We start from the raw sequence: 26765 nt of genomic DNA, 5'->3' as shown, positions 1-26765 counted from the left end.
ATGATTATGAGTTTTCATTCTCCAATTTGTTGGCGTAAGTCTTCTACAGTATCTGCGCTAAGTCCTGTGAATTGGGAAACCTGTTCAGGGCTCATCCCAGCACGGAGAAGATTAAGAGCAATTTCTCGCTTCGCTTGCTGTTTAGCCTCTTGCTTAGTCTTTTCTTCCCATTCCAAAAAGGCTTGTGATAGTGCCATTGTTAACGCTCCTTCTTCCTGTTCAATTTGAGGGACAGTTTCAATGATCATCTTCCAGTTTGATAATAATCTTAACGCTTCTTCTCGCCTTTGATCGGCTTCGGGTAGCGCCATGACTTCCTGAATCGCCTGCTGTTGTAAGTTTCCTTTTCCCAATAACCTCAACCATAAAGTCTCTGGAGTTTTGGGCAGTTGATGGACAGCGATCAACCCACAGCGATCCATCTCCCCTTTCCGTCTTGGTGCGCGTTCCCTTGCGGAGGAAGCCTCCGCGGGGTCGCACCGCAATATACCCCATGACACCAATCCTCTTTTGCAATGGCTCCTGCTGAAGTGAGGAAATTTTGGCTAAGGGTAGGTGAAATAATCCATAAAATAGGGAGTTCTTGTAAAGATAAGCTCTGATCGCGCTGACGATAAAAGTCGGCAATAATCCACTCATGCTTCAGTTTACAGCGATGGTAATCTGATGGAGAAGGAGGATTTCGGAACGGTTCAAATAAACAGGGTGAGGTGATCATTTCCCCCAAGAGTCCCAAGGGAGATCGATCTTGATTCCTGTATGCAATCGGCGCAAAATAAATATCAACTAAATGGGATTCCCCTGGCACTTCTAAGGAGATTTGTACTTCTCCAAAGGGTTGCAGAAGTTCCTCGAAAAGTTGTTTGGCAAGTTGATCAAAAGGCGTTTTAGACACAAAAGAAAATGGTTGTTCAAGATTTAAAGAAAACTGCGATAATTGATTCGTATTTTATCAATTGGAAAGTGACATTGACGGAGTAACTGATCTGAAATTGCGAATTTATCTATGGTGCGCGATCGGATGCTGTCTTTGCAAGGCGCGATCGCGTTGGGAAAGAAATGAGACGCGATTGGACTCCGTCCATGCTTTGCAAACGCGCTACTTTCTATAAAAAATAACAGCGATCAATGTTTATGCTACAGGGATGATTGGAGTGTAGGAACGTTAACGATTCTCAGCGATCCCGTGTGGTCTGGGTTAGCATGGACTTTATTAACGGGGATGTTAACGTCTTCTGCACTCACGCTGTTTATTATTCCCTTGATGTATTACGGCGATCAGCGTTCTAATGGGAAGCAGGAACAGACACCTGTGAATGAGAAACAATTGGTTGTGGATCAGTAATGCTAAGCTATAGGCTAAGCAATGCCCACTCAAAAGGGAGCTAATGTAATCTATTGATGGCAGCGTATTCACATAGCTGATGTTAGGTTTCGTTACCTAAACTCAAACTACCGATCTTAGTGATGCCAAACCCGTAAAATCAAAAGTGCAATTGTAGCTCTCAATTTAGCAGTTGAATGAAACTTAGCAATATTCCTTACTATAAAACCCATCTCGGTGCTTCCTATCTTGGCAATAGCCTAGAACTTATGGCAGAACTCCCAGATGAAAGCGTTGATCTCATCTGTACATCCCCTCCCTTTGCTCTTGTCAGAAAAAAGGAGTATGGAAATGTTGATGCTCATCAATATCTCGAATGGTTTAAGGAATTTGCGAGTGAGTTTTATCGTCTTCTTAAACCTCAAGGGTCTTTGGTCATAGATATTGGCGGGAGTTGGGTTAAAGGATTCCCAGTACGTTCTCTGTATCATTTTGAGTTAGTGGTAGAACTTTGTAAACCTCAATCAAAAGGAGGTTTAGGTTTCTTTCTGGCTCAAGAGCTTTTTTGGTACAACCCAGCTAAACTTCCTACCCCTGCTGAGTGGGTGACGGTGCGGAGAGAACGAGTAAAAGATGCAGTGAATACCGTGTGGTGGCTATCAAAAGACCCCCACCCAAAAGCCAATAATAAAAACGTTTTACGTCCTTACAGTAAAGCGATGAAAAATCTTTTAAAACATGGCTATGACGCAAAGTTACGCCCGTCTGGACATGATATTTCTACTAAGTTTAAAAATGATCGCGGTGGCGCGATTCCTCCTAACCTGATTTCTGATCCTAGTTTTGCCTCTGAAAGCGCGATCGGTCAACCTGTATTAGGTGAATTCAATTGGATTTTAGAGCATGATTTAGCGCAACCTGTTAATGTCATTGCTGCTTCTAATACTGCTTCTAATGATTACTATCAACGTCGCTGCAAAGAAGAAGGAATCAAAGCTCATCCTGCTCGGTTTCCTAAAGCGCTCCCTGAATTTTTTATTGCACTTTGTACTGAACCAAGTGACCTTGTACTTGATCCATTTGCGGGTTCAAACTTGACAGGAAGAGTTGCTGAGACACTCGATCGCCGTTGGTTAGCCTTTGAACTTGATGAAAAGTATCTTCAAGCCTCACAGTTTCGATTTGAAAAAGATGCTCCCTTGGTTGTTACGCCATTAAAGGATCGGGAAGAAATTAAGGCAAAAGCATTAGCATTAGTTCCTGATTGTATTCAAAATACATTTGCTAGCAAAGACAATCAAAAGTTGAAACAGTTAGACTTATTTGAAATTACCAGTAACGAAATGGAAAATAAACCGCTTAAATTTACTTATGGGCATCAATTTGAACCCAAAACGATGAATTTATTGGGAATTATACAACTTTGTGAAGATTGCCAACATGATCGCAATATATTGCAGGAAAAAATTGTGGAACGCTACTATGCCAATCACTCGGGTAAAAATGATTTTCAAAAGAAAGAAAACCAGAAGAAGCTGTCAATGAATACGTTTCTGTCTCTTCGGGCTTATCAATTAGTAGAGTCAATTGATGAGGATGATTGGCAATATCAAATAACAGAGATTGCTCAACAAATATTAGAACATCAAAATAATCCCAAGGAAGCTGATCTTGTTTTTGCTCGCCACATTCTAACTAACTTAACTGGGATGTCATTATTAAAAGCAATAGAAGCAATTAATAGTAGGGGTGAAAAACCAAAACTGGAGTTAATCGCTGAAGAATTACAAGCGATGGGATATTCTCTTTCGTCTAACTCGATTTATGTTAGCACCATGCGCCAATGGTTAGAACAAGCAGGAGTATTTGAAAAACAATATGAGATTAATTGGGATCGAGTTGATGAAATTTTAGAACTTGATAAAGATTATATTGATGAAATCTACACTCTAACATCTGAGCAAAAATATTTTTTATTGGCAATGCTTCAGATGAGTATTACTGATTTTACCCCTTGGAATAAGATTAGTAACTATACAAAAAGTGTCTATAAAATAAGATTCACATCTAAGTCATTTGTTAAAGATATCATTCAGCCTTTAGCGCAAGCAGATTTAATTGAAACGCAAAAAACAACAACAGGTCGTGGTGCTAAACCAAATTTAGTAAAGCTCACAGAAAAAGCACAAAAAGAATTATTAGCTAAGTTATTAGAATCCATTGCTGATCTAACAGAAATTTCCCAAACTGAGTTAAATCGGAGTTTTGAAGATGTTATTAATGACCTGGAAAATCCTGATAAACATATTAAAGGGAAAGCCTTAGAATTATTAGCTATTTGGATGATTCGTCTCACCAGTCTCCGCTTTACAAAATGGCGTAAAAGAGATTTTGAAACAGGAAAGGGAGAAGTTGATGTTTTAGCAGCATCAGATCGATTTGTCTATCACCGTTGGCAAATTCAGTGTAAAAATACTAAACGAGTTGATGTAGAAGTTTTAGCTAAAGAAATTGGAATGACTTTTGTTACTGGTGCAGATGTGGTTATGATTGTAACCACTGGCGAATTTACCAGAGATGCTTTTCAATATGCGTATCGAATGATGGAATTATCTCGTTATTATATGGTCTTAATTCAGAAAGAAGAGATTGAGGCAATTAAAGAAGATAAGACTAATATTATTAAAATTCTTGATCGCCGTGCCAAGCGAGTTTTTGCTAAAAAGCAATTAGGATTAACCGATGAAGAGGTTAATGAAATTGAAATGGAGGAAGATTCTCTAATGCTTGATAGTACATTTGAAGAGGAATAATATCAATTTAGGTAATCACTTATGAATGCAAACTGATCTTTGATTAAGTCAGTTTTTAGTACGATTGTAATTTATCTATGGTGCGCGATTCAGATAGCGCGATCGCGTGAGTATTCCTAGAGATATCTTGAGTGGTCACCAGAGGATCAATGCTATGTGGCTAGCCTACCTGACTTTGACATGATGCAGCCTTGTACTCATGGAGACTCCTATCAAGGAGCTCTTGATAACGCCCAAGATGTCATCTATCTTTTAGAGGATATTTACGAGCAAAAACAGAAGCCTTTTCCACAAACTGGGTTAGTCGTTCACCTTTGACTGTTGTCGCATGAACCAAATTGATGAGGATTTTTAATTCAACCGATTAGAATTTACTTAGAAAAAATTGAGCACTGTTGCTCTAAAATCAAGAATAAATCTATACAAAATTTGATTATCATTGACTTTTACTTCGGGAATCAACTATGCCAACAATCGTCGATATTGCCGTTGAAAATGACTCCTTTCAAACCTTAGTACAAGCCGTGAAAGCTGCGGATTTAGTGGATACCCTTGCCAGTGAAGGGCCCTTTACTGTCTTTGCGCCAACAGATGACGCATTTGCAAAATTACCCCCAGGCACGATTCAAACCCTCGTTCAAAATCCACCGCAACTTGCTCGCATCCTAACCTATCATGTTTTATCTGGTCGCTATCATCAGAGTGAACTCGCTGATTTAGGCATGGTCAACTCTATAGAAGGATCGCCCATATCCATTGATTGTAGCGATGGCTTTGAAGTTAAAAACGCCACAGTGACTGCACCTGATATCGAAGCCGATAATGGTGTGATTCATGTGATTGATAATGTTTTGTTGATGGGATAGCCTGCTTCAATTAATTAATCCCGCAACTGGACTGGCATCACCAAGTAAGTCATTTTCAACTCTCCTAATGGACTAAAAATAATGGGTTGTGTTGCTTCATTGAGTTGCATTTGAATCTCATTCCCCTTAAAGGCTTTTAGTCCATCCATTAGATATTTGACATTAAATGCAATGTCGATACTGTCTCCTGTAATTTGAGCAGGAATGGACTCTTGAGCACTCCCCACTTCTTGTGCATCCACCGAGAGAGATAACTGTTGATTTTCACTATCAATGCTGAATTTAACCACATTATTTTTCTGGTCAGCTAAAACAGCCACTAACTCCAAACTATTTAATAAACGTTTCCTTTCTAAAGTGACTTGTTTAGAAAACTGTTTCGGGATGAGTTGGTCATAAGCGGGATAAGATCCGTCCAGTTTACGACTGGTTAGGCGTTGGGAGTCTAATTCAAAAGCAACTTGCACATCGTCACAACGCAAGCTCACCACCGCCTCTTCTTTTTGCATTTTGACCATTCGCTCTAACTCTCGCAGCGCCCGAGCGGGAATGGTAACAGCAAAACCTTCTGTTGCTCCTGCAATCCCTTCTGTGGTCGCATCCAGAACCGCTAAACGATGTCCATCCGTTGCAGCAAATTCTAAACTATCTTCTTGGCGGGTTAAATGCACGCCCGTGAGCACTTGTTTGGCTTCCTCGGTACTTGCTGCAAACAGCGTGGAACTTAAACCATCTGCTAAAGCTGCTACGGGAACTTGTAAGGCTTCTCCGTCTGTAATTTCTGGTAAGTTCGGGTATTCTTCTGGAGTCATCCCACGCAATCGAAAGCGTCCAGAAGCGGAAATGAGAGTTGCACTAAAATCATCTTCTCCTTCCTCATCTTCCATTCCTAAGAGGGTGATTTCTCCTTCCGGAAGACGAGTCACAATATCATTGAGGAGTTTAGCGGGAAGGGTAAAGGTATGATTTTCACTCACTTGGGCGGGAAAACTCGTTTGTAGTCCTAAACTTAGGTCAAATGCAGTTAGGGTAATGCGTTGTGTTTCCGCATTCGTTTGAAAAAGAACATTACCTAAAACGGGATGAGTGGGGCGCGAGGGAACTGCTCGACTAACAAGGGAGAGATTGGTTTTGAGATCGCTCTGGCTGCAAACAAGTTTCATCATTAAATAAAGGGTCTGAAACCCTGTCGAAGACGACATTAGTATTTGAGTAAAGAAGAAAGAGGTGTAGTTTCTTCTCCAATTCCCAATAACGGGATACTTCGCTACACCGAGTAAAGTTCGCTTCGCCTTCAACCGACCAGTTCAGGTCGCGCTGAAGAAGAGGTGCTGACGATTGAGGGACCTTAAGAAAAAGCAGATCATATTTTATCTTAAACCCTGTCCAGATTGCTTAAGAATGGGAGGTTTAAAGAAAGATTACAGATCAGCTTCAGAAGAAGGGGAAGACTTGACAAATTTTTCTGCAAACTGTAACAATAGATACAGAAATCAAAGAAATCGTTCATCTCTCTAACGGAAATCTTCTAGAGAGACGGAAGTAGGGAACTCCCCGAAGGAACGCGCCTCAAACGATCACAACAGAAATCTCGGAGGCGAATCCATGAAATTAACATATCGCGGTGTCCAATACGACAATAATACTCCCGTCATTGAAACGACAGAAGGTCAAGTTGCTGGAAAATATCGTGGCTTAGACTGGCGCTTTCACGGCTTAAAAAAACAACTCCACCTTCAACCGCGTGCAAACCTCACTTATCGGGGTGTTACTTATCAAGTTCATCCACAAGGTGCGGAAGTCCCCGATACATCAGTTAAACCTGACAGCACTTCCATCTCCACTGAAGCGAAAGCCCGCAATCTGATGCGGAACCAAGTCCTGAACTTCAAAAAACGACAAAAATCAATGCTTACTCGGGCTAATGCTGAAATTGGTCTGAAATAGCACTTGGAAGCCGTTCTTTAATCATTAATAGCAGTTTGTTCCCCGCTTGTTTCTTGCAAGTGGGGTTTAAATCTTGAATTCATCTTAAAATTTAATCGGAAAACCACTAATTTGATCTTCCTTAAAAATTTTGCTAACTTGATATGTCAAAATAGAACCAGATTTAAGCCATTCAATTAGTCTGTAAGATATCTTGATCAATAACACTAGACACCCATCATTGGCTCAGGAGATGACGATGCTACACCGCAAGATTAATCAATTTTGTAACGAAGGTCGTGAAGTCTGCATTTTCTTGCGGGATCAGCAACGCTGGATCGAAGATGCACGAATCGTTAGCTTAGAAGGTGATTTAGTAACGGTGCGTTACGAAGTGGAAGAGGATGAGGAGATTAGTTCTTGGGAAGAGATTATTCGTTTAGAAAGTATTGCTTCCATTACCCACCAACTGGCTTCAGTGACTCGGACAAACATTGATCCCTTAGTATCTGACGAATGTCCTGAAGCCGAACAAATCTATCCCCATCATCCCGATCATCCTCAAGAATAAGTCACTCTGTCTGCTCATTGTCTGAATTGTTCGGTAAAGGCTCAAACAGCGGACAATACCCCTCTGGTGTCACTTGAAAGCCATAAAGGGGGGATGCTGGATTCCGACAATGTTGACCTTGCCGATATCGACAGTTGCCACAACTTGCGATTTCACGAGGGAGTTTTTCGTCACTGGTTTGGCGAAGAATCTCCTTCTGTGATAAGCCTCTGAGAACCAGTTCTTCTCCTTGCCAACGGGCTTTCAATAATCCTGTATCCGCAAAATTGTGCCATCGCGGATCATTAACAATACTACTGGGAAGTTGAATATTGACTACTTTTTCTTCTTCTGTCACTTCTCCCTCGTAGCTGGTTTCTGGTGGGGCTGCTGGTTGAATAAATTCATCGCCAATATGAAGTTCAACTTCTGTTTTCGCTTGCGGGAGATGCAGATGATAGCGATGTTGAAGTTCTTCGAGTCCTGTTAAATCAACCAAGTAATTTTTCGGTCCGTGAACAAAGATGACGTGCTGCGGACGGAGGTTATGAATCAGTTGCGTTGTTCCTAAACCATCGCTATGTTGGGCAAGAAGATAAGTTTCACTGTGCCAAGGCAGATCTTGACGATTGATCTCTGGGGGAGCGGGATCTTCAGGTTGGAAAACAACCCATTGCTGATCCGTTTCAGGAATCAGTTGTGTCCAGTCTGAGTTTTCTTCAACGAGAAGAATAGTGGGAGAATCAGTGATATCGCTGCGAGCGGTCAAAGGACGCACCCGAGGGCGCACCCGTTCATCCCAGAAGAGAGGTTGATGTTTGGCAAAATTTTGAATGGAGTCGGGAAGATGAGGCAGAATCTCAAGATAGGCACTACAGGCTTGAGTAATCATCGGATCAACCCAGATATCAAGATCGCGCCCAGTAAACTGATGATGCGATCGCAGCAAGACTAAGATTTCTTGGGCTAAACCAAAATACGGTACTGGTAAAACAAGATTATTTCCAGCTGCTAAGGTCTCACTCAACCGCGCCATCAACTGATTTTCCTGCTGACGGCGATGGGGATGCCGTGCCGTGCCATAGCTGCCTTCTATAATCAGAATATCGGGAGAGAAGCCCCGCAGTTCTTCAATGGATAAGCCTTCTGCTAAGCGAGAATTGGAGAGGAAAAAATCGCCAGTGTAGAGGATGCGATGACGGCGTTGAGGGGTGGTATAAGTGAGCGCGATCGCGCAAGCCCCTGGTAAATGACCAGCTGGATAGAGTTCTACGGTTAAATCATCCGCTAAAGCAATGCGCGATCGCGTGGGAAGAGCATGAGCTAAGGGAGGAACATCTTTTTCTTCTAACCAGTTGAGAGGCAAGAGTTGAACCGTGACTTCACTAGCATAAACAGGGAGATCAGGAAAAGCGCGATGCAGACTCAACAAACCCCGCGCATGATCGCTGTGGGCATGACTACATAAAATGAAATCAATGGGCGGTAAATTACCCTCAGATGTTGTTAATTCCTTAACATCAGCCACCCCACAATCTAAGAGTAAACGATGGTCTCCCAACTGCAACAAAAAACAAACGCCTTCCCCCTCATGACCAACCGCATAAGGATAGCAAAACAAGCAACCGTGATCATTAGGAATTGGAGAAGGCGCGTTCCTCATCATTCATTTCTACCCCAGCACGAATTTTTAGTGTGCAGAGCCGTTACCATGATAGTCTTCAGAATCATAAAAGCCGTTTTTTGTCCCGAAAAACAGACAAGAAACAATAAATAATCCTGATAGAACCAATAAAATTAATTTGACATCCATATTTAATACTAGGTCTCGTTTCCTTTACTTTGGGGATCATTATATCTTGAGCCAATGTCATCGAAAAAAAGAACCATGAAAAAACTTAAGGGCTTAATTGCTCTGCTTAAAGAAACCTTTAGTCAGTGGTTAGAGCATAAAGTCCCACGTTTAGCTGCTGCTTTAGCCTACTACATGGTTTTTTCCCTAGCGCCGTTGCTAATCATTGCCATTGCCATTGCGGGGGCGATTTTTGGGGAAGATGCTGCTCGCGGTGAAATCGTAGCGCGGATTAGCGGTTTTGTCGGTCAAGATGCAGCGAGTGTGATTGAAAAAGCAATTAGTAATGCCAGCCGACCCGATTTAAGTAACATTGCCTCTTTAATTAGTATTGCCATTCTTTTATTTGGTGCTTCTGGGGTATTTGCCCAATTACAAGATGCCCTCAATACGATTTGGAGTGTGCAACCGCGACCAGGACGAGTCGTCAAACAGTTTATCAGCAAACGGATTTTATCCTTTGCCATGGTTCTAGGCTTAGGATTATTTGTTATCCTTTCCCTGCTCCTGAGTGCTGCTATTTCTGCTTTAAGTCAATTGGAATTATTACCAGGATTTCCCTTTTTATGGCAATTTCTGTCTTTTGCGGTTACCTTCGGTCTAGTGACTTTATTTTTTGCCTTAGTTTTCAAGTTTCTTCCCGATGCAAAAGTTGCTTGGAGTGATGTTTGGATTGGAGCAGTCATTACTTCGATTTTATTTGCCATTGGTCGATCGCTGCTGGGATGGTATCTCGGAAAAACCAGTTTTGCCTCAACCTATGGCGCTGCTGGCTCTTTGATTGTCTTGTTGGCCTGGATTTATTACTCCGCACAAATTCTCTTTCTCGGTGCAGAATTTACAGAAGTTTATGCCCGTAAATTTGGGTCTCATATTACCCCCACTCGTCACTCAATGCGTATTACCACCACTCCCCTTGATGAGGAATGGGATGAAGAAGAAATGGATGAGACAAGATGAAGCTCGGATTTATTCAAGAACCACAGTTGTGCTATAAAATAGTCTCGATTCCAACTGTGTTCTAGGCGCGAAAAAAAATATGCCCCGTCGTACCGATCTCAAAAAAATTCTAGTCCTGGGTGCTGGCCCCATTATCATTGGACAAGCCTGCGAATTCGACTATTCTGGGACGCAAGCCTGTAAAGCCCTACGGGAAGAAGGCTATGATGTGGTGTTGGTCAACTCAAACCCTGCGACGATTATGACCGATCCCGAGACGACGGAACGAACTTATATTGAACCCCTCACGCCAGAAATCGTCGAGAAAATTATCGCCAAAGAACGTCCTGATGCGTTGCTTCCCACGATGGGCGGACAAACGGCGTTAAATGTGGCGGTGGATTTAGCCAATGCTGGGGTTTTAGAAGCCTATAATGTGGATTTAATTGGCGCGAAACTCCCTGCAATTGAAATGGCAGAAGATCGCTTGCTGTTTAAGGAGGCGATGGCGCGGATTGATATTCCCGTTTGTCCGTCGGGAATTGCCAGTAGTCTTGAAGAAGCGAAGATCATCGCCCAACAAGAAATTGGCAGTTATCCCATTATTATCCGTCCCGCTTACACCCTCGGGGGAAGTGGGGGCGGAATTGCTTACAATCAAGAAGAATTTGAAGAAAAAGCCCAGTTAGGACTCGATGCCAGTCCCGTTTCCCAAATCCTCATTGAACGCTCCTTACTCGGCTGGAAAGAATACGAATTAGAAGTCATGCGGGATTTAGCGGATAATGTGGTCATTATCTGCTCGATCGAGAACCTTGATCCCATGGGAGTTCATACGGGCGACTCGATTACGGTTGCACCAGCGCAAACGTTAACCGATAAAGAATATCAACGGCTGCGGGATTATTCTAAGAAGATTATCCGCGAAATTGGGGTAGAAACGGGCGGATCGAATATTCAGTTTGCGGTGAACCCTGATGATGGGGAAGTGGTCGTCATTGAAATGAATCCCCGGGTCTCGCGAAGTTCGGCGTTAGCCTCGAAAGCCACTGGATTTCCGATCGCGAAGTTTGCTGCCAAGTTAGCTGTAGGTTATACCCTTGATGAAATTCCTAATGATATCACCAAGAAAACACCCGCTTCCTTTGAACCGACCATTGATTATGTGGTGACTAAGATTCCCCGCTTTACCTTCGAGAAATTCCCTGGTTCTACCCCCAATTTAACCACACAGATGAAGTCTGTGGGGGAAGCAATGGCAATCGGACGCACTTTCTGTGAATCGTTCCAAAAGGCGCTGCGATCGCTGGAAACAGGACGTATGGGGTGGGGATGTACCCCCCTTACCTCCCGAGGGGGGTTACCCTCTATTACCCAAGTTCGCGCCAGTTTACGCACCGCAACCCCAGAACGCATTTTTGCGGTTCATCACGCCTTCCACCTCGGGATGACTGTAGAAGAGATTCATCAGTTAACCAGCATTGATCCTTGGTTTTTAACGAATATGGAACGGATTATTGCGGGTGAGAAATTTTTGAAAGCAACGCCGTTAGACCAAATCACCGCCGAACAAATGCGGGAAATTAAACAGTTAGGCTTCAGTGACCCACAAATTGCTTTTGCCACCCAGACTACAGAAGCAGCAGTAGCAGACAAACGCCGAGAATTAAATGTCTTCCCCGTGTATAAAATGGTGGATACCTGTGCAGCAGAATTTGAAGCCTTTACGCCCTATTACTATTCCACCTATGAAGTGGGCGAGACGGAAGTGATCCCCTCTGAGAAGCCAAAAGTAATGATTTTAGGGGGAGGACCGAACCGCATTGGACAAGGGATTGAATTTGACTATTGCTGCTGTCATGCGTCTTTCTCGCTGGGAGATGCGGGGTATGAGACGATTATGGTCAATTCTAACCCCGAAACCGTTTCTACCGATTATGACACCAGCGATCGGCTTTATTTTGAACCGCTAACGCGAGAAGATGTGTTTAATATTATTGCGGTGGAACGTCCCCGAGGAATTATTATTCAATTTGGCGGACAAACGCCCTTAAAACTTGCGGTTTCTCTGGAAGAATATCTCCACCGCCATCAAGATACGATTCCGACGAAAATCTGGGGAACGTCTCCCGATTCCATTGATATTGCTGAAGATCGAGAACGATTTGAGCAAATTTTGCGCCAACTGGTGATTGATCAACCGCCGAATGGACTGGCGCGGAGTTATGATGAAGCACTGGTAATTGCAGGAAATATTGGCTATCCTGTGGTTGTGCGTCCGTCTTATGTTCTCGGGGGTCGCGCCATGGAAATTGTCTATTCTGATGCAGAATTAGAACATTACATGAATTTTGCGGTGCAGGTAGAACCCGAACACCCGATTCTGATTGATAAATTCTTAGAAAACGCGATCGAAGTTGATGTGGACGCGATCGCGGATCAAGAAGGCAATGTGGTCATCGGTGGTATCATGGAACATATTGAACAAGCGGGGATTCACTCGGGCGACTCTGCTTGCTCTCTCCCTTATGTTTCCTTAAGTGAAACGGTTCTCGCTACCATTCGCAAAGCTACCGCACAACTGGCAACCGCCCTCAAAGTAGTAGGCTTGATGAACATTCAATTTGCAGTACAAGGCGAAACGGTTTACATCCTAGAAGCCAATCCTCGCGCCTCCCGTACCGTTCCCTTTGTATCGAAAGCAACGGGCTTTCCGTTGGCAAAACTTGCCTCTTTGGTGATGTCTGGGAAAACCTTAGCCGAACTCAACTTTACAGAAGAACCGCGTCCTGACCATATCGCCGTCAAAGAAGCTGTTTTTCCCTTTGATAAATTCCCAGGGACGGATGTGATTTTAGGTCCTGAAATGCGCTCCACTGGGGAAGTGATGGGCATTGACTATGAGTTTGGGAAAGCCTTTGCTAAAGCCGAACTCGCAGCGGGTCAACGCTTACCCCTTTCGGGAACAGTATTTGTCTCTACGAATAATCGCGATAAACAACTCGTTATTCCAGTGGTGAAAGACTTTATTGAGTTAGGCTTTGATATTATTGCCACGGAAGGCACGAAAGCAGCGTTAGAAGCAGAAGGATTAGAGGTGGGACTTCTTCTGAAACTCCATCAAGGTCGCCCTCATGTCTTAGATGCCATTAAAAACCGCAAGATTCAACTGATTATTAACACCCCCACTGGACAAGAAGCGCAAACGGACGGTCAACTGATTCGCCGTACTGCCCTAGCGTATAAAATTCCGATGGTAACAACCATTGCGGGTGCAAGAGCCAATGTTGCTGCGATTCGGGCGCTGCAGTCTGGATCATTGGATGTGAAAGCCTTACAGGAATATATCAGTGCTACCTGAGTGAAAAACAGATCAATACTGTACAAAGAGTGTGATAGTTTAGGAGTGTTAGAATGAGTTCTCACTATGATCTAAAAGTGACTGACTGTCTAGAATTTGTGTTTAATGCCATTGAGTGGAGACTCGCTTCTACTTAAGTATCAGTAAGCTGAAATTGTGAAACTAACACTGATTGGACAAGAGATTAATGCCTTAACCCTGGGGAGTGTCAACGCAAAAACACTGCTCTGGGAACTCCCGAAAAAAATGACCCAGAGTTTATCAGCGCAAGTGTGTTTTTTAATTCCCTTTGTGAGTTTACCCACTGCTAGCTGGAGTCGAGAAAATGGTATTGACAAAAGACAGTTAACCTTATGGGAAGCAAAACTGCAAACCATTCTTTGGAAAACTCAGGAAATCCATTCTAATGAGAGTGAAGTTCCCATCAACCTTTTAGCTGATTTGCAACAGGAATTAGCCCTTCCGCATTGGGAGGTGTGCCCGATTGCTCAAGATCAGCTTTGGGGTTGGTTAATTTTAGGGAGCAATCAAGAGCTAGGGTTGAATAGTAGGTTGGAATCGTCTCTAGCAAGTGCGTTGTGTTTGGCGATGAAAACGGCACAATTGCAATTTGAGTTGCATAAGAAAGAACGTTATAAATGGCTGCAACAAAATGTCACGGAGTTGATTCATAATTCTCAAGACTTAGAGACGATTTTATACAGCGCGATCGCGCAAACTAGCCAAGCTCTAGAAGTGACTCGCGGTATTGTCCTCATGTTGCGCTATGCTGAACCGATTTTTGGCAATCGCCGAGAAATTAACAACCCAAATGTCGAAGTGCAACTATTAACCCAATGGGCACAATCTTCGCCTTTCAAAACCTCTTTAACCTCTTTTCCCCTCAGCAACAGTCCTCTTTGCTTAAAAGCCTGGCAACAAGCCCCCATTCCTCTTTCTCAGCAGGTCGTGGATGATCCGTATCAACTTTATTTCTTAGAAGAGTCTTGCCCGACATCGGCTTGGATCATTACGCCTCTCATGGGAACAAGCAGTGGTCGCCCCGAGTCACAGATGGTCTTAGGATTTCTGCTTTTAGAAAACGATCAGCCCCGACAATGGTACAAAGAAGAGCAAGAATTATTGAGTTGGGTGAGTACAGAAGTCAGCACGACAATTGTCCATAATAAAACTCTACAACGGGTGCAGTCTCTGGTTGATGAGCGGACTGCACAATTGCAACGGAGTTTAGATGTACAAGCAAAACTTTATGAAACCAGTCGCAATCAAGTCGAACAGTTACAAGAATTAAATCAACTCAAAGATGAATTTTTAGCCACAATTAGCCATGAGTTGAATACGCCTTTAGCAACGATGAAAATGGCGATTCGGATGTTACATAATGAAGCACTGCCCCCAGAGCGCAAACAAAAGTATCTGGGGATTTTAGAACAAGAATGGAATCGAGAACATAACCTGATTAAAGATCTATTGACCTTACAAAAAGTCGAGGATGAAGGAACATCTCTACAAGTCAAACCAGTTAATGTTAAACAATTATTAAGAGAAATCGCTGATGAATTTCAGTGGAAATGGCAAGAGAAACAGCTAGATTTGACCTTGCGTTTAGCACCACCGCAGCATTCTGATGAACGGTTTACCATTGAGAGTGATGAAGAAAGTGTGCGACGGATTGTTTTAGAGTTATTGAGTAATGCGGGAAAGTATTCTCGGGCAAAGACAACAGTCGAAATCATGCTTTCGGAAACAATCCACAACTGGATTTGCATGAGTGTCAAAAATATTGGGTATGGGATTGCTCCGAGTGAACAAAGTTATATTTTTGATCGGTTTCGGCGCGGAAAAGGCGCAACTCAAAAAGCAATTCCTGGCACTGGATTAGGATTAGCATTAGTTCAGTCTCTGGTGCAACATCTTCGTGGCAAAATTGATCTCAACAGCGAGTATAATCCTGATGGAGTTGGGGAAACGACATTTCATGTCACTCTTCCTCGCTCTTTAGATGAAGTATTAGAAACATAAAAATCGTGATTGACCCACAATTTAAGAACGAACCAGCAGATGCAGCCCATGCGGGGGATTCTGAGTTAGAAGCACAGCTAGAAGCGGTAGAGATTCAGACTGAGGAGGTGGCAAAGCGTCAACGGCGCATTACCAGTCAGATCGCAATCGCGCACCCGAGAGAATCGGTGTGGAAGGTGTTGACTGATTATGAATCATTGCCTGAATTTATTCCCAGCCTAGAAAAAAGTCAACGTCTGGAACATCCCGAGGGAGAAAAAGTTCGTTTAGAACAAGTGGGAAAACAGAAACTACTGAAAATGAATTTTAGTGCCCGTGTGGTGCTAGATTTAGAAGAAGCTCACCCCGAACGCATTGATTTTGAGATGGTGGAAGGGGACTTTAAGGCATTTTCTGGCTATTGGTTCTTAGAACCAAAAGAGAAGACAACCCAACTGGTTTACAGTATCTTTGTTTGGCCCCCGCGCACCATGCCTGTCAGTTTAATTGAACGTCGGTTGAGTAAAGATTTATCATTGAATTTAGTTGCGATTCGCCAACGGGTTGATCAGTTGTTTGGCTAAGCGGTAACTGTTTCCGCAGACAGACGAGTGCGGAGAAAATCCAAGGGAGAGCTCATATTTTCTGCAAAGCCTAATATCGCGCGATCGCGCCACTCATAAATCAATTCTCGCTCGGGGTTAAACAGAAATGTTCCTCCGCGCTGAGTGAGATAACTTGCATCTGGAACATACGTTCCCCAATGACTCAATACTTCTCCCATATTCCGCAAGCGTAGAGTCGCCAGTTCAAAGGGACGCTGGAAACCATTTCCTCCTGCGCCGTTGAAAAATGAGCCTTGTAAGGGGGGAAGCGGTGGGGCTTTGATGACTTCATCATCGCCAATCAGTTGCGGTGCAGCGCGATCGCCAGTATAGCCTCGTAAGACTTCTTTGAGGGTGCCAGGGCTGCCAATTCCCGCACACATCAGCAATAAGTTGACCCAGGCCTGTTGCGGTGCAGATAAACCTGGAATGTTGAGGAATAAACCAGTGTAGAGTCCGAGTTGTTGATGGAGACTCGCTTTGGGATCAACTAATAAATTCTCTTCTGGGAATTCGGTAAAATGACAGAAACGCTGACCAGAAGCAAGATTACCAATTCCTACGGCTCGCACGGTTACGTTTAAGGCTTCGAGTTCACAGCGCGATCGTTGCAACCACCAAGCGTATTCTAAACTATCAAAGTCGCCCAGTTGCGGAAAAAGAATCACCAGCAAATGAGTTGCGTTTTCACAACCACTGAGAAGAAAACAGGGCTCGCCACGGCTCACAGATTGTAATTTTGTTTCTTGGAAAAGAGAATAAGGATTAGCAGGAGTAACCATATAGCGTTGCTTGATTCAGTGCAAAAGATACCTTCATGATAAAAGAAAAATTCTCTGCTACTGGTAGGATGAGGAAACAGCTTTCCAGAGGTCAAAATGTGGCATTGGTATGAGGGTCAACTCTATAATCAACAAACGATTCCCCTCTCCCTTAATGATCCTGGTTTATTGTATGGCGCAACGGTTTTTACCACGCTACGAGTTTATGAACAGAATTTGGATCACGATTTGACGCAATGGCAAGACCATTGTCAGCGACTTGAGCAATCTCTGCAAGCCTTTTCTTGGCAACAACCCAACTGGAAACGACTGCGGGAAGGAGCGAAACAATTAAGTGCCTATTTTCCAGTGTTACGCATGACAATTTTTCCAGATGGGCGAGAATGGATTACTGGACGTGAGTTACCGCCAGATTTAGCGCAAAAACAACAATCAGGAATCACAGCTTGGTTAGCTGCTGCTGGGAAATACCGACGAAGTTTTCCGACTCATAAAACAGGAAATTATTTAAGCAGTTGGTTGGCGTTGCAAACCGCAAAAGTGAAGGGGGCGCAAGAAGCTATTTTAGTGGATGAAGCGGGGAATTGGTTAGAAACCAGCACAGGGAATTTATGGGGTTGGAAAGATGGTATTTGGTGGACTCCCTCGGTTCATGATGCTTTGTCTGGAATAGCGCGATCGCGCTTGATTTCCCTTTTAAAAGCTCAAAATAGCCCTGTGCAAGAAACCGTTTGGACTCCCGAATTTGTTAACAGCTTAGAAGCCTTAGGTTATAGCAACTGTGTTGTGCAAGTGATTCCCATTCACACCGTTATTCGTTAATGTTGCATTGATGCGGATTGTTCGGTTGTGCTGTGTTGATGGGATGCAAGCTGATCACAACAAGAGAATTGTTTGTAGGCGGGATCGTTTTCGTACAAATCTTTTAAGGCGGTTTCGAGATCCTGAGTCAGACATTGTGCACTTTTCTTACTGTGATCAGAAGGATAGTCTGCGACATTAATCGGCGTTCCCACTTTGACTTTCACCCCTGTTCCCCAATTGGGATAGGCTTGAGAATAATGAATGCTCATGGGAACAACCTTAACACTCTCACTGACTTGACGTTGTGATTGCGCCTGAAGAGCAATGCGACCAATACCCGCTTTTAAGGGCTGTACTGGTTGATTACGATAGATATCTCCCTCTGGAAAAATGACCAGCATTTCCCCCTGAGATAAAACCTGAATACTGTTCCTAATTGTGCTTAAGCCAGGATGTTTCGGATCAACGGGAAACCCCCCCATACGACGAATAATCCAACCTTGCAAGCCCCGCATTTCATTTTCGGAAACCATGTATCGTAAATCGCGACCCGTTTTCCAACGTCCTGCGGTATAAGGAACAAGGAGAGCATCCCAACGAGAACGATGAGTGGGGGCGAGTAAGACTGGACCATTGCGAGGAATGTTTTCACGTCCGATAATTTCTAATTTCCCAAAATAGGCTGGAAGAAGCAGATAACAGCCTAAAGGATACACTAAGCGACTTAACCAAGGAGAGACAGTGATATCAGGCATTCTTTAAAGTAAGGTGGGGGCTTCTACTTATTAATGTAAGTGATAGCGCAGTTTTTTTGCCAAGTTTCAGGACAGTTATTGCGTTGTCACGGTAGCCACAGGGGCGTTACTCCCGATATCGGTAATTCTTCCAGTTTTGGTTGTTGGGCTGGATTATTGGTTAGCGTTGGTGTAGGAACTAATAACCATAGACGACTATCAATAATTGCTTTGCCAGAATCACTTCTAAGAGTGTAATTATTGGGGTTAGCACTACTAACTGTCATCACTTGGTCGAATAGTAAGGCGAAACCATCAGGAGAGAGACTCATATCAATATCTTGATATTCTGGTAAGCTCAATAGTGGAAGAATTTCTGTTGTTTCAAGATTGATACTGACTAGATAGGGTTGTTCTCGATATTGTTCCTGATCAACTACTTCTGTCAATAAGCAATAAAGGTGAGTTGCAGTGGGGTTAAATTCACAATTGAGAATCGATCCTTCTGTATTCAGGAGATTTTTTTCAACCCCCCGATTAGTTACTAAATCGAGAGAACGAGTGTATTGTTTGTCTGGATCTTGCGTATTAAAGTTGACCATTGCTGCTGCACGACCATCAGGGGAAAAGGTTAAAACTTGACCGTATTGTGGTAAAAAATTAGCAGGATTAGTATCTTTTTCTAATGGAATGAGAGCGACTCCTTGACCTTGAGCAATAGCGATACTTTGACTATCGGGAGGAATGATAAATTCTCCTCCTTGACTGTTTTCAATTCGCTTAGGAGGAGTTTTTCCTTCGATAATCCACAAACTCATATCCTTCAAATCATCTTTTTTGGCTCGTCTCACAACAATTTTTTGACCATTGGGGGACAGTTCAAACTCAAGAATTTGATACGTTTTATTATCTAAAATTAATTCCACTTTTCCGACTGGGGTATCACTTTCATTAATTCCTGTTGTCACTGTATATAATTGTTGGTCTAGTGTTCCCTCTTGCCAATTCTCTTGGGGAATCGCACTAAATAAAATCTGATCGCGCTGGGGATAACTCTTAAAATCATTCACTACTAAATTAGCGGGTGTCAGAATCGTTTTTTCTTGTTGCGTCAAGTTATATAAAATTAAGCGTCCTTTTTCTTGTCCTTTTACCCCTAAATAAACAAAAGCGCGATCGCGCGTTTGAAAGGTTTCTTGAAACGGTCGGATTTCACTCCCGAGACGGTCTTTTGCACCATTAATCGTTAATTCATATTCTGTTCCATAAGGGGCGGGTTGCTCTAAAGTATAAGCCATCCGTTTCCCAGACCAACTGATTTTTCCCACTAACTCAGGATTCAATTTAATATTATTTTCAACAGTTTCTTGCTCCATCGGACGACTAAAACGAATAATAAAAGCGCGATCGTTTGCACTAATTTTTTCCTCTTTCCAACTAAACATTTCCACCCTTGGTTTGGATTTTAACCAACAATCTTTCCCACAAATATTCTCACCAAAAATGAGTCCAGATAGAACAAAACCGAGTAAAATAATGGCAAGAATTGAAATCCGATCAATGGGCTGGAAATGACGCTTAAAAACCATAAGGATTACGGGGCGTAGGAATTTCAGTAATCGTTTCAGCACCAATCACCACTTGACGTTTCTCTTGGCTTTCTAAATCTGTAGCAGTCATAAAAGCTAAACGCTCACTCATCATTTCTCCTTCCACTTCTAACCAAGTATCATTTTTATATTGTTGATCAGAATTAGCAATCTTAACAGGAAGGGCGACTGGATAAGCATCGATCGCGCAACAAGTAATAATAAACTGAGCTAATAAAAAATAATTTTCTGGAAGCTGTTCTTTTTGAATCACAAACCCCCTCACTTTCACCTTTTCCCCTTGATACGCATCGGGTTCGGGATACGCATTAATCGTTTTAATCCAATCAATCAGCGATCGATCCTCAGCCTTGACATTAACCCGAAAGGCTTCTGGTTGATTTTCGGTTACAGGAAGCGTTTCTCGAATCCCTCGTTGTAATGCAATATCACTTCCTAATACCTTCGGTGGAATGAGTAATCCTAAAATTGCTGTTCCCAGCAGAAAAAAAGAACTCCATCCCACGGGAAACAGCGTCACGTGCTGCATCACTTTTTCCTGATGCTTTTTCCGTTTTTGATTCTCATAAATTTGAAATGATTTCAGACATCCTAGAAATAATAAAACTCCCCCAGTCACCATAACTAGACCAATATAATTCGGATGAATTAATAATCGAATTTCCCCCGTTAACCAATACTTAAATAAGACAATTCCCCATGCGAAAAAAGTCAGCGCATCTAAACTGGGAAGGAGAAGAGAATGGAAAGTTGAGGGAGAAATATTTTTTATTAAACGCATTTTGATCGCGCTTCCGAATCGGTGAGAGTAGAAAGTAGGCTGGTTAATGTTATTGGTTCTTCGTTATTTGTTCTTTGGAAATTAATGAGCATTATACGTTAGAAGTACTATCTATTGGCAATCCATCATTCAATCCCTTGCAGTCAGAATTGCTATCAGATTGTTACTTTATCACCAACACTGATAATTTTACCGACTTGAGAGGGCGGAATACGGGTATTCACGCTGAGGCGATAGTAATGGTTAAAACGAGTCGGTACTGTCCATGAAGGGAGGGTGGCTTGGCGTTGCTGAATAAAGATGCGCTGAAACTGGGGATAGGTTTCTCCTGAGTGAGGGTCACGGGTGGGAACAATGCACCGTTGACAGGGATTAACGCCTTCTAACTGGACTGAACCCACTTCAAACTTAACAGTTTCTCTCGTTTCTGCAAACAACTGATCTTCCCAAAACGGGGGAACACCACTAATTTCTAAATTGGCTCGGAAGCGCGATCGCGCATTTTCTACCGTCAAAGAAGGAAACCAACTCGCTACGGTTTCTAGGGTTGCTGTGCTAATCACCGTGGGGCCATACGCCTCTAAATCGTCAGGGAAGCCCCCTGCTGCTTCTTCTTGCAGAAAAACAGGCTGTTGAAAATACTCACTCAACCATTGATTCATTGGATCGGTTTCAGTGACTAAGTTAAAGGAGACCGACCCTTGGTTGTGACGAAACGTAACAATGAGTTGACTTAAATCAAACTCAGTGCATAATTGATGCACCCGAGAATTACGTTTTCCATTCACATATTCGCCTTGATCGTCAAAAATTGCCCATCTCCGATCAAAGTTCAAAGTTCCAGGGGTGACAATCGTCCCATAATCACACAAAACCCCATCTAAAGACTTGATGGGATAAACTAAAATTTTGGCAATTTTGGCAACCATGACACTGACCACGGAGAGGGTTAACTTTCTGCAATCACTTCCACTTCATCTTCCCGCAAGTGCGCGGTAAACTTCTTTTCAAACTTCACCTTTACTGGTAGATTCGCACTAATGGGTCTTCCTTGCCATTCAGTGACAATTTCTTGAATCGTTCCTTCGAGACCTTTAATATCAAAGGCTTGTTTTTTGTGTTGAGGATGGTGATAAACAATAACAGATTCAGTAACGCGAACGCGATCGCCAGGTTTCATATAACTTATCTTACTTTTACTCTAATTTATCGATTGGGGGTTAAATTAAAAGGAAATAGGGAGCTAAACCCGCAATTAGCGAATATAGCTTTACCATTGTTGCATAATTCGCGTGAACTGCTAAGCGTTCACAAAGAAATTTCAAGAGGAATATCAAATAACACTGTATTCATATAACGCTCCGCCCAGGCTTCTCCAAACGCCTTTTCCAACACGCGCCGAGTTTTGTCATTTTTTTGCTGTTGGCTGCAATACCGTTGTTGTCCCGCTAAATTGAGCTTTTGTTGTTCGGGGGAAACCGCTTCTGCTGACTTTCCTTGCTGACAGTGAACCGTTAAAAAGTCCCGTACTCGCCCTAAAAACTGCTCTTCCTCTTCCTCATTTTCTGGACGAATAAACAGACAAAACTCAGAAAAGATGTCGCCCCAAGGGGGTAATTCTCGCGGTTGAGAGAAGGTTAGAGAGGGAAGTGCTGATAACTGGGTTTGATACGCTGGGGGTAATGTGCTATCTTGAGCGACGGGAGATAAGTCCGCGATCGCGGCACTAATTTGTCCGCGTCCGCCCACTAAATCACAGCCAAAAATAGGTAAGTTATATTCAGGTCGCGGGAAAACCACGCAATGGAGAATATCTAGATTATTCCCGACCTTCGCTAATTCCAAATGGAGTTTCCGAAAGGGTTGCGTTTGATAACAATAATTTTGAATTGTGAGTTTATCCCCTTCTAGCCGTCCCTCAATATAACCAAGATCTTCGGGTAACTCATAAGGAAGTAACTTTAATTCTGTTTTCCAGACTGATTCAATCGTATCCGCAAGATTCCGAATTAAAGGATGTTGCTGGGAACGCAAAGATGATAATGATTCAGACATAATTCCCTCGCTAGAAATAACGTTGCTCAAGATATACTGAAGATGATTCCCCTCTCTTAAGTTGAACAGAGGCGACAAACCCTTATTTTCAATTGTTCATAGTCAATTGTCAATTTTTGGGTGAATCGTTGTAAAAAACATTTAATAACCAAAGAGAACAAATTATGTTGGGTTTAGGCTGGCTAGAAGTAACTGTTATCTTAGGCGTTGCGATCTTAATTTTTGGACCGAAAAAACTCCCTGAAATGGGTAACTCTCTCGGTAAAACTCTTAGAGGCTTTCGGGATGAAATGAATGCACCGCAAGAAGACGAAGAATCCGACTTTCATCAAAAATAAGTTTTAATGATAACTGATAACTGGTCACTGGTCACTGGTCACTGACAACTGGTCACTGACAACTGGTCACTGGTCACTGATAACTGATAACTGGTCACTGATAACTGATAACTGATAACTGGTCACTGGTCACTGGTCACTGATAACTGGTCACTCCTCATGTTTAAAGAACCCCTCCCCTACCGTTATCCTCGCGTTCCCATTCAACGCCGTATTTATGCGTTTTTGCTTGATTTTGCGGTTGCTTGGTTTGTGAGTGCGTTAGTTGGTGTTGCGCTGTTTCAATTTATTGTTTTTGTTGCTGTTTGGTATGGGCTACGGGTTTTTGGTGCATCTCGTTTCAAAGGACAAAGTTTAGGACGATGGGCGTTTGATCTTCAAATTATTGATGGGCGACGGGGAAGACTTCCTGATGTAATGTCATTAACCAAGCGGGAAGGGGGGTTGAGTTTAATTGCATTTCTTGGCTTAGTGGGGTTGCAATATGGTTTTCCGAATTTTCTCAGTATTACGATTTTAATTTCTCCCCTATTAGTGGATTTAGTCGTCGCTATTGGTGATGAAGAAAACCAGCAAGCCATTCATGATCGCTTTTTTGATACCGTTGTTGTCCCCAGTCGTCGCGGTTACTCTCTTGATCTACGGATTCGGCGTTGGGTTGATCTTCTTATGGATCGTATGAGATAATAGTGGGCTGTGTCATCATTATTGACGAAATTGAGTTAACCATTATCTAACCTGAGTTATGGCAAGTAAAAAGGGCACGCGGATTATTATCACCTTAGAGTGTACCGAATGTCGCACCAATACCGATAAACGGAAAAAAGGTGTCTCTCGTTACACCACAGAAAAAAATCGTCGGAATCATTCAGGACGGGTCGAATTTAAAAAATATTGCCCCTACTGTAACCGACACACTGTTCACAAAGAAACCAAGTAACACGCAAACCCCAAAAGAAACTTAAACTATGGCTTATTATCGCAAACGTCTATCTCCGATTAAACCAGGAGATCCCATTGACTACAAAGATGTGGAACTGCTTCGGAAGTTTATCACCGAGCGGGGAAAAATTTTACCCCGTCGCATTACGGGCTTAACCGCAAGACAACAAAGAGATTTAACTCGGGCGATTAATTATGCTCGAATCTTGGCGTTACTCCCCTATGTTGATGCAGAAAGCTAGATTTGTCCTTAATCTGATCAGGCGTTCGCCCGAACGTCTTTAGCAGATTAATTAGCAATAACGAGGAACAAAACTATTGATTTCCGACCAGTGAAAGTTACACTAGATTACAAGTTGTTAAACAAGCACAAAGCTGGTGGAAAAGGGAACGTTAATCGAATTTAAGGCTCAAGGCGAGCGTCGTCTTGCGGTTGCTGAACGACCAGAAGGAAAAAAACATTGGATTGTTTTGGATCAATGGGGTCAGTCTCACACCCTACACCCACGACAAGTGGAGTATGAAGTGGGAGGCGACCCCAAACGCCCCCAAGATATTTCAGCGTTTTTAAGAGAAGTTGAAGCCTATTTAGACCCATCCAGCTTAGAAGTGGCTTGGGAATTACTGGTGGAAGACGGAGAAGCGGTCACACCAGAAGACATGGCAGAAGTTTTGTTTTCAGACCAGAGTGCAGCCCCCTGTTATGCAGCTTACTCGCTGTTAGCCGAAGATAAGATTTATTTTAAGCAGAAAGGGAATGTGTTTGAACCGCGCTCAGCGTCACAGGTTGCGGAAATTAAACACCAAATTGAAGTTGAACAGCAACGGAATCAAGAAAAAGCAGAATTTATTCGTCGAGTCCAACAGGCGTTAGCAGGGGAAGCGGTAGAATGGCAAAGCAGCGATCGCGCTCGCTTGGAAGCTCTAGAACGGTATATCCTCCAACCCGAACAAGAAGTTCGTCTGGCGCAAGAAACCCTTGCGGAAATTGGACGCTCACCCACCCCTGATGCAGCATTTACCCTGCTGGTTGACCTCGGCTTATGGAGTCGCCATGAAAACCTTTTCTTGCGTCGTAGCTCCTATCCTAAACAGTTCCCGAAAAAGGTGTTAGATGTGGCGCAACAATATTTAGAGACTCCTCCAGATGATAGCGAGTATAATCGCGCAGACTTGACCCAGCAAAAGGTTTATACCATTGATGATGAAAGCACAAAAGAAATTGATGATGGGGTCAGTATTGAAACCTTAGAAGATGGACGACAGCAGATTTGGATTCATATCGCTGATCCCACTCGCTTGGTGCAGCCTGAAGATGAACTGGATCAAGAAGCCCGCCGACGCAGCACCAGTTTGTATCTCCCCACGGGGATGATTCCCATGTTTCCTTCAGAACTTGCTACTGGCCCCATGAGCTTAGTCCAGGGACAAATTTGTCCTGCGATGAGTTTTGGGGTGATTTTAGAAGCCAATGGGGAAATTTCAGACTATACCATTGCAGCGAGTTGGGTGAAACCCACTTATCGCCTTACCTATGAGGATGTGGATGAAATGCTAGAGTTGGGCGTAACTGCAGAACCTGAAATTGCTCAACTGGCTCAGTGGGCACAACAACGGAAACAATGGCGACAGTCTCAAGGGTCAATTAATATTAGCTTACCGGAAGCGGTGATTAAAGTGAGTCAGGAAGAAGAAGTGGAAATTGAACTCTTAGACGACTCTCCCGCCCGTCAACTGGTGGCGGAAATGATGATTCTGACGGGAGAAGTGGCAGCCCGATTTGCCATTGATCACGAGATTCCGCTACCGTTTCGCTCGCAACCGCAGCCAGAATTACCCCCAGAAGAAGAGTTATTACAATTACCCGCAGGACCGGTTCGTTATTGCGCGATTCGCGGGTGTATGCCTCGGAGTGAAATGAGTACCACCCCGGCTCGTCATGCGGGTTTAGGGCTAGAAGTTTATACGCAGGTGACTTCTCCCATTCGCCGTTATGTGGACTTGCTTGGGCATTTTCAAATTAAGGCTTATTTGCGCGGTGAACCTTGTCCGTTTTCGGCGGAACAAGTGCAGGAAATTGCTTATAGTGCGGGGAGTGCTGCTTATGAAGCGACTCTGGTGGAACGGCAAACCAAACGGTATTGGGCGTTAGAATATCTGCGTCGCAATGGGGAACAACGCTGGAGCGCGATCGTTCTGCGTTGGTTACGGGAAGAGGATAATTTGGGGATTATCTTGTTGGAAGATTTAGGCTTAGAGTTACCCCATCGCTTCCAGACGAATGTTGACCTCGGCGATCGCGTGGAAGTAGAAGTGGTCGCTGCTGATCCCCATCAAGATCTCATTCGCTTCCGAGAGTTTGTCGAATCAACGGTTAACTAGGGTCTGCTGAAATAGCGCGATCGCGTGCATGGTTTTGACCGATACGGTAATCGACTACTTTTTTTGTGGTAAACCTCACCGTCAATTTTTCATTCATCCG

At 43.3% G+C, this 26765-nt stretch carries 28 protein-coding genes and 1 riboswitch; of the genes, 16 read left to right on the top strand and 12 right to left on the bottom strand.

Features of this window, described 5'->3' with window-relative positions:
• Positions 1–14: 14 nt before the first annotated feature.
• The gene (locus PCC7418_RS20715; protein WP_051030519.1) at positions 15–422 is read right to left on the bottom strand and encodes a hypothetical protein; all 408 of its coding nucleotides are present in this window, start codon (positions 420–422) and stop codon (positions 15–17) included.
• Positions 404–895 carry a hypothetical protein gene (locus PCC7418_RS20710; RefSeq protein WP_051030518.1) on the bottom strand — a complete coding sequence of 164 codons (492 nt, stop codon included), beginning with the start codon at positions 893–895 and terminating at the stop codon, positions 404–406. The genes PCC7418_RS20715 and PCC7418_RS20710 overlap by 19 nt, the downstream gene beginning before the upstream one ends.
• Positions 896–1186: 291 nt before the next feature.
• Here PCC7418_RS20710 and PCC7418_RS20410 point away from each other — a divergent pair, with 291 nt between their 5' ends.
• From PCC7418_RS20410 to PCC7418_RS03880, 4 genes are all read left to right on the top strand, one after another.
• Complete coding sequence (locus PCC7418_RS20410) at positions 1187–1345, top strand: hypothetical protein (RefSeq protein WP_171814881.1); 159 nt, start codon at positions 1187–1189, stop codon at positions 1343–1345.
• Positions 1346–1521: 176 nt separating this feature from the next.
• On the top strand, positions 1522–4137 hold the full coding sequence (locus tag PCC7418_RS03890; protein ID WP_015224873.1) for a DNA methyltransferase: 2616 nt from the start codon (positions 1522–1524) through the stop codon (positions 4135–4137).
• A gap of 156 nt (positions 4138–4293) precedes the next feature.
• The gene (locus tag PCC7418_RS20405) at positions 4294–4455 is read left to right on the top strand and encodes a type II toxin-antitoxin system HicB family antitoxin (protein ID WP_015224872.1); all 162 of its coding nucleotides are present in this window, start codon (positions 4294–4296) and stop codon (positions 4453–4455) included.
• Between the two features lie 146 nt (positions 4456–4601).
• Positions 4602–5003 (top strand): fasciclin domain-containing protein, encoded by a 402-nt coding sequence (locus PCC7418_RS03880; protein WP_015224871.1) that lies wholly within the window; start codon positions 4602–4604, stop codon positions 5001–5003.
• Positions 5004–5017: 14 nt separating this feature from the next.
• Here the strand turns inward: PCC7418_RS03880 and dnaN are convergent, their stop codons facing one another.
• Positions 5018–6166 carry a DNA polymerase III subunit beta gene (gene dnaN / locus PCC7418_RS03875; RefSeq protein WP_041596435.1) on the bottom strand — a complete coding sequence of 383 codons (1149 nt, stop codon included), beginning with the start codon at positions 6164–6166 and terminating at the stop codon, positions 5018–5020.
• Between the two features lie 338 nt (positions 6167–6504).
• Positions 6505–6572, top strand: a riboswitch (Glutamine riboswitch).
• A 36-nt stretch (positions 6573–6608) separates the two neighbouring features.
• Between dnaN and PCC7418_RS03870 the strand changes: the two genes are divergently transcribed.
• A complete protein-coding gene (locus tag PCC7418_RS03870) occupies positions 6609–6950 on the top strand; it encodes a DUF4278 domain-containing protein (RefSeq protein WP_015224869.1) in 342 nt (113 codons plus the stop codon).
• Positions 6951–7188: 238 nt separating this feature from the next.
• Positions 7189–7500 (top strand): DUF6679 family protein, encoded by a 312-nt coding sequence (locus tag PCC7418_RS03865; protein ID WP_015224868.1) that lies wholly within the window; start codon positions 7189–7191, stop codon positions 7498–7500.
• A gap of 1 nt (position 7501) precedes the next feature.
• On the opposite strand, the gene PCC7418_RS03860 is transcribed toward PCC7418_RS03865, so the two are convergent.
• Both PCC7418_RS03860 and PCC7418_RS21090 read right to left on the bottom strand, forming a co-directional pair.
• A complete protein-coding gene (locus PCC7418_RS03860) occupies positions 7502–9142 on the bottom strand; it encodes an MBL fold metallo-hydrolase (protein ID WP_041596139.1) in 1641 nt (546 codons plus the stop codon).
• A 27-nt stretch (positions 9143–9169) separates the two neighbouring features.
• Positions 9170–9292, bottom strand: coding sequence for a hypothetical protein (locus tag PCC7418_RS21090; protein WP_015224866.1), 123 nt, complete (start codon positions 9290–9292; stop codon positions 9170–9172).
• Between the two features lie 75 nt (positions 9293–9367).
• Here PCC7418_RS21090 and PCC7418_RS03850 point away from each other — a divergent pair, with 75 nt between their 5' ends.
• From PCC7418_RS03850 to PCC7418_RS03835, 4 genes are all read left to right on the top strand, one after another.
• A complete protein-coding gene (locus PCC7418_RS03850) occupies positions 9368–10291 on the top strand; it encodes a YihY/virulence factor BrkB family protein (protein WP_015224865.1) in 924 nt (307 codons plus the stop codon).
• Between the two features lie 79 nt (positions 10292–10370).
• Positions 10371–13631, top strand: coding sequence for a carbamoyl-phosphate synthase large subunit (carB, locus tag PCC7418_RS03845; RefSeq protein ID WP_015224864.1), 3261 nt, complete (start codon positions 10371–10373; stop codon positions 13629–13631).
• A gap of 156 nt (positions 13632–13787) precedes the next feature.
• Positions 13788–15653, top strand: a complete 1866-nt coding sequence (locus PCC7418_RS03840; protein WP_015224863.1) for an ATP-binding protein — start codon at positions 13788–13790, stop codon at positions 15651–15653.
• A gap of 5 nt (positions 15654–15658) precedes the next feature.
• Complete coding sequence (locus PCC7418_RS03835) at positions 15659–16216, top strand: SRPBCC family protein (RefSeq protein ID WP_015224862.1); 558 nt, start codon at positions 15659–15661, stop codon at positions 16214–16216.
• Here PCC7418_RS03835 and PCC7418_RS03830 read toward each other — a convergent pair.
• Positions 16213–17019: a peroxiredoxin-like family protein gene (locus PCC7418_RS03830; protein ID WP_015224861.1), complete on the bottom strand. Its 807-nt coding sequence runs from the start codon at positions 17017–17019 to the stop codon at positions 16213–16215. The two genes, PCC7418_RS03835 and PCC7418_RS03830, sit on opposite strands and share 4 nt — an antisense overlap.
• Before the next feature lie 96 nt (positions 17020–17115).
• Here PCC7418_RS03830 and PCC7418_RS03825 point away from each other — a divergent pair, with 96 nt between their 5' ends.
• Positions 17116–17841, top strand: coding sequence for an aminotransferase class IV (locus PCC7418_RS03825; RefSeq protein ID WP_015224860.1), 726 nt, complete (start codon positions 17116–17118; stop codon positions 17839–17841).
• Here the strand turns inward: PCC7418_RS03825 and PCC7418_RS03820 are convergent.
• From PCC7418_RS03820 to PCC7418_RS03795, 6 genes are all read right to left on the bottom strand, one after another.
• On the bottom strand, positions 17838–18578 hold the full coding sequence (locus PCC7418_RS03820) for a 1-acyl-sn-glycerol-3-phosphate acyltransferase (RefSeq protein WP_015224859.1): 741 nt from the start codon (positions 18576–18578) through the stop codon (positions 17838–17840). The two genes, PCC7418_RS03825 and PCC7418_RS03820, sit on opposite strands and share 4 nt — an antisense overlap.
• An 86-nt stretch (positions 18579–18664) precedes the next feature.
• Positions 18665–20146, bottom strand: coding sequence for an Ig-like domain-containing protein (locus PCC7418_RS03815; RefSeq protein ID WP_015224858.1), 1482 nt, complete (start codon positions 20144–20146; stop codon positions 18665–18667).
• The gene (locus tag PCC7418_RS03810) at positions 20136–20948 is read right to left on the bottom strand and encodes a TIGR03943 family putative permease subunit (protein WP_015224857.1); all 813 of its coding nucleotides are present in this window, start codon (positions 20946–20948) and stop codon (positions 20136–20138) included. Before PCC7418_RS03810 ends, PCC7418_RS03815 begins: the two co-directional genes overlap by 11 nt.
• 155 nt (positions 20949–21103) lie before the next feature.
• The gene (locus PCC7418_RS03805) at positions 21104–21877 is read right to left on the bottom strand and encodes an MOSC domain-containing protein (protein ID WP_015224856.1); all 774 of its coding nucleotides are present in this window, start codon (positions 21875–21877) and stop codon (positions 21104–21106) included.
• Positions 21878–21897: 20 nt separating this feature from the next.
• Positions 21898–22128: a ferredoxin-thioredoxin reductase variable chain gene (locus PCC7418_RS03800; RefSeq protein WP_015224855.1), complete on the bottom strand. Its 231-nt coding sequence runs from the start codon at positions 22126–22128 to the stop codon at positions 21898–21900.
• A 128-nt stretch (positions 22129–22256) separates the two neighbouring features.
• Positions 22257–23006 (bottom strand): phycocyanobilin:ferredoxin oxidoreductase, encoded by a 750-nt coding sequence (locus PCC7418_RS03795; RefSeq protein ID WP_150107118.1) that lies wholly within the window; start codon positions 23004–23006, stop codon positions 22257–22259.
• 161 nt (positions 23007–23167) lie between these two features.
• Between PCC7418_RS03795 and tatA the strand changes: the two genes are divergently transcribed.
• From tatA to PCC7418_RS03775, 5 genes are all read left to right on the top strand, one after another.
• A complete protein-coding gene (tatA, locus tag PCC7418_RS03790; RefSeq protein WP_015224853.1) occupies positions 23168–23341 on the top strand; it encodes a twin-arginine translocase TatA/TatE family subunit in 174 nt (57 codons plus the stop codon).
• A 159-nt stretch (positions 23342–23500) separates the two neighbouring features.
• A complete protein-coding gene (locus PCC7418_RS03785) occupies positions 23501–24028 on the top strand; it encodes an RDD family protein (RefSeq protein WP_015224852.1) in 528 nt (175 codons plus the stop codon).
• Between the two features lie 58 nt (positions 24029–24086).
• Entirely contained in the window at positions 24087–24281 is a 195-nt protein-coding gene (gene rpmG, locus PCC7418_RS19690) for a 50S ribosomal protein L33 (protein WP_015224851.1), read from the top strand.
• Positions 24282–24309: 28 nt separating this feature from the next.
• Positions 24310–24525 (top strand): 30S ribosomal protein S18, encoded by a 216-nt coding sequence (rpsR, locus tag PCC7418_RS03780; protein WP_015224850.1) that lies wholly within the window; start codon positions 24310–24312, stop codon positions 24523–24525.
• 136 nt (positions 24526–24661) lie between these two features.
• A complete protein-coding gene (locus PCC7418_RS03775; RefSeq protein ID WP_015224849.1) occupies positions 24662–26665 on the top strand; it encodes a ribonuclease R family protein in 2004 nt (667 codons plus the stop codon).
• Positions 26666–26765 lie beyond the last annotated feature (100 nt).

This window comes from Halothece sp. PCC 7418 (assembly GCF_000317635.1).
GTDB lineage: Bacteria > Cyanobacteriota > Cyanobacteriia > Cyanobacteriales > Rubidibacteraceae > Halothece.
Note: the sequence above shows the minus strand (reverse complement) of the source record. Positions and strands in the feature narration are given on the sequence as shown.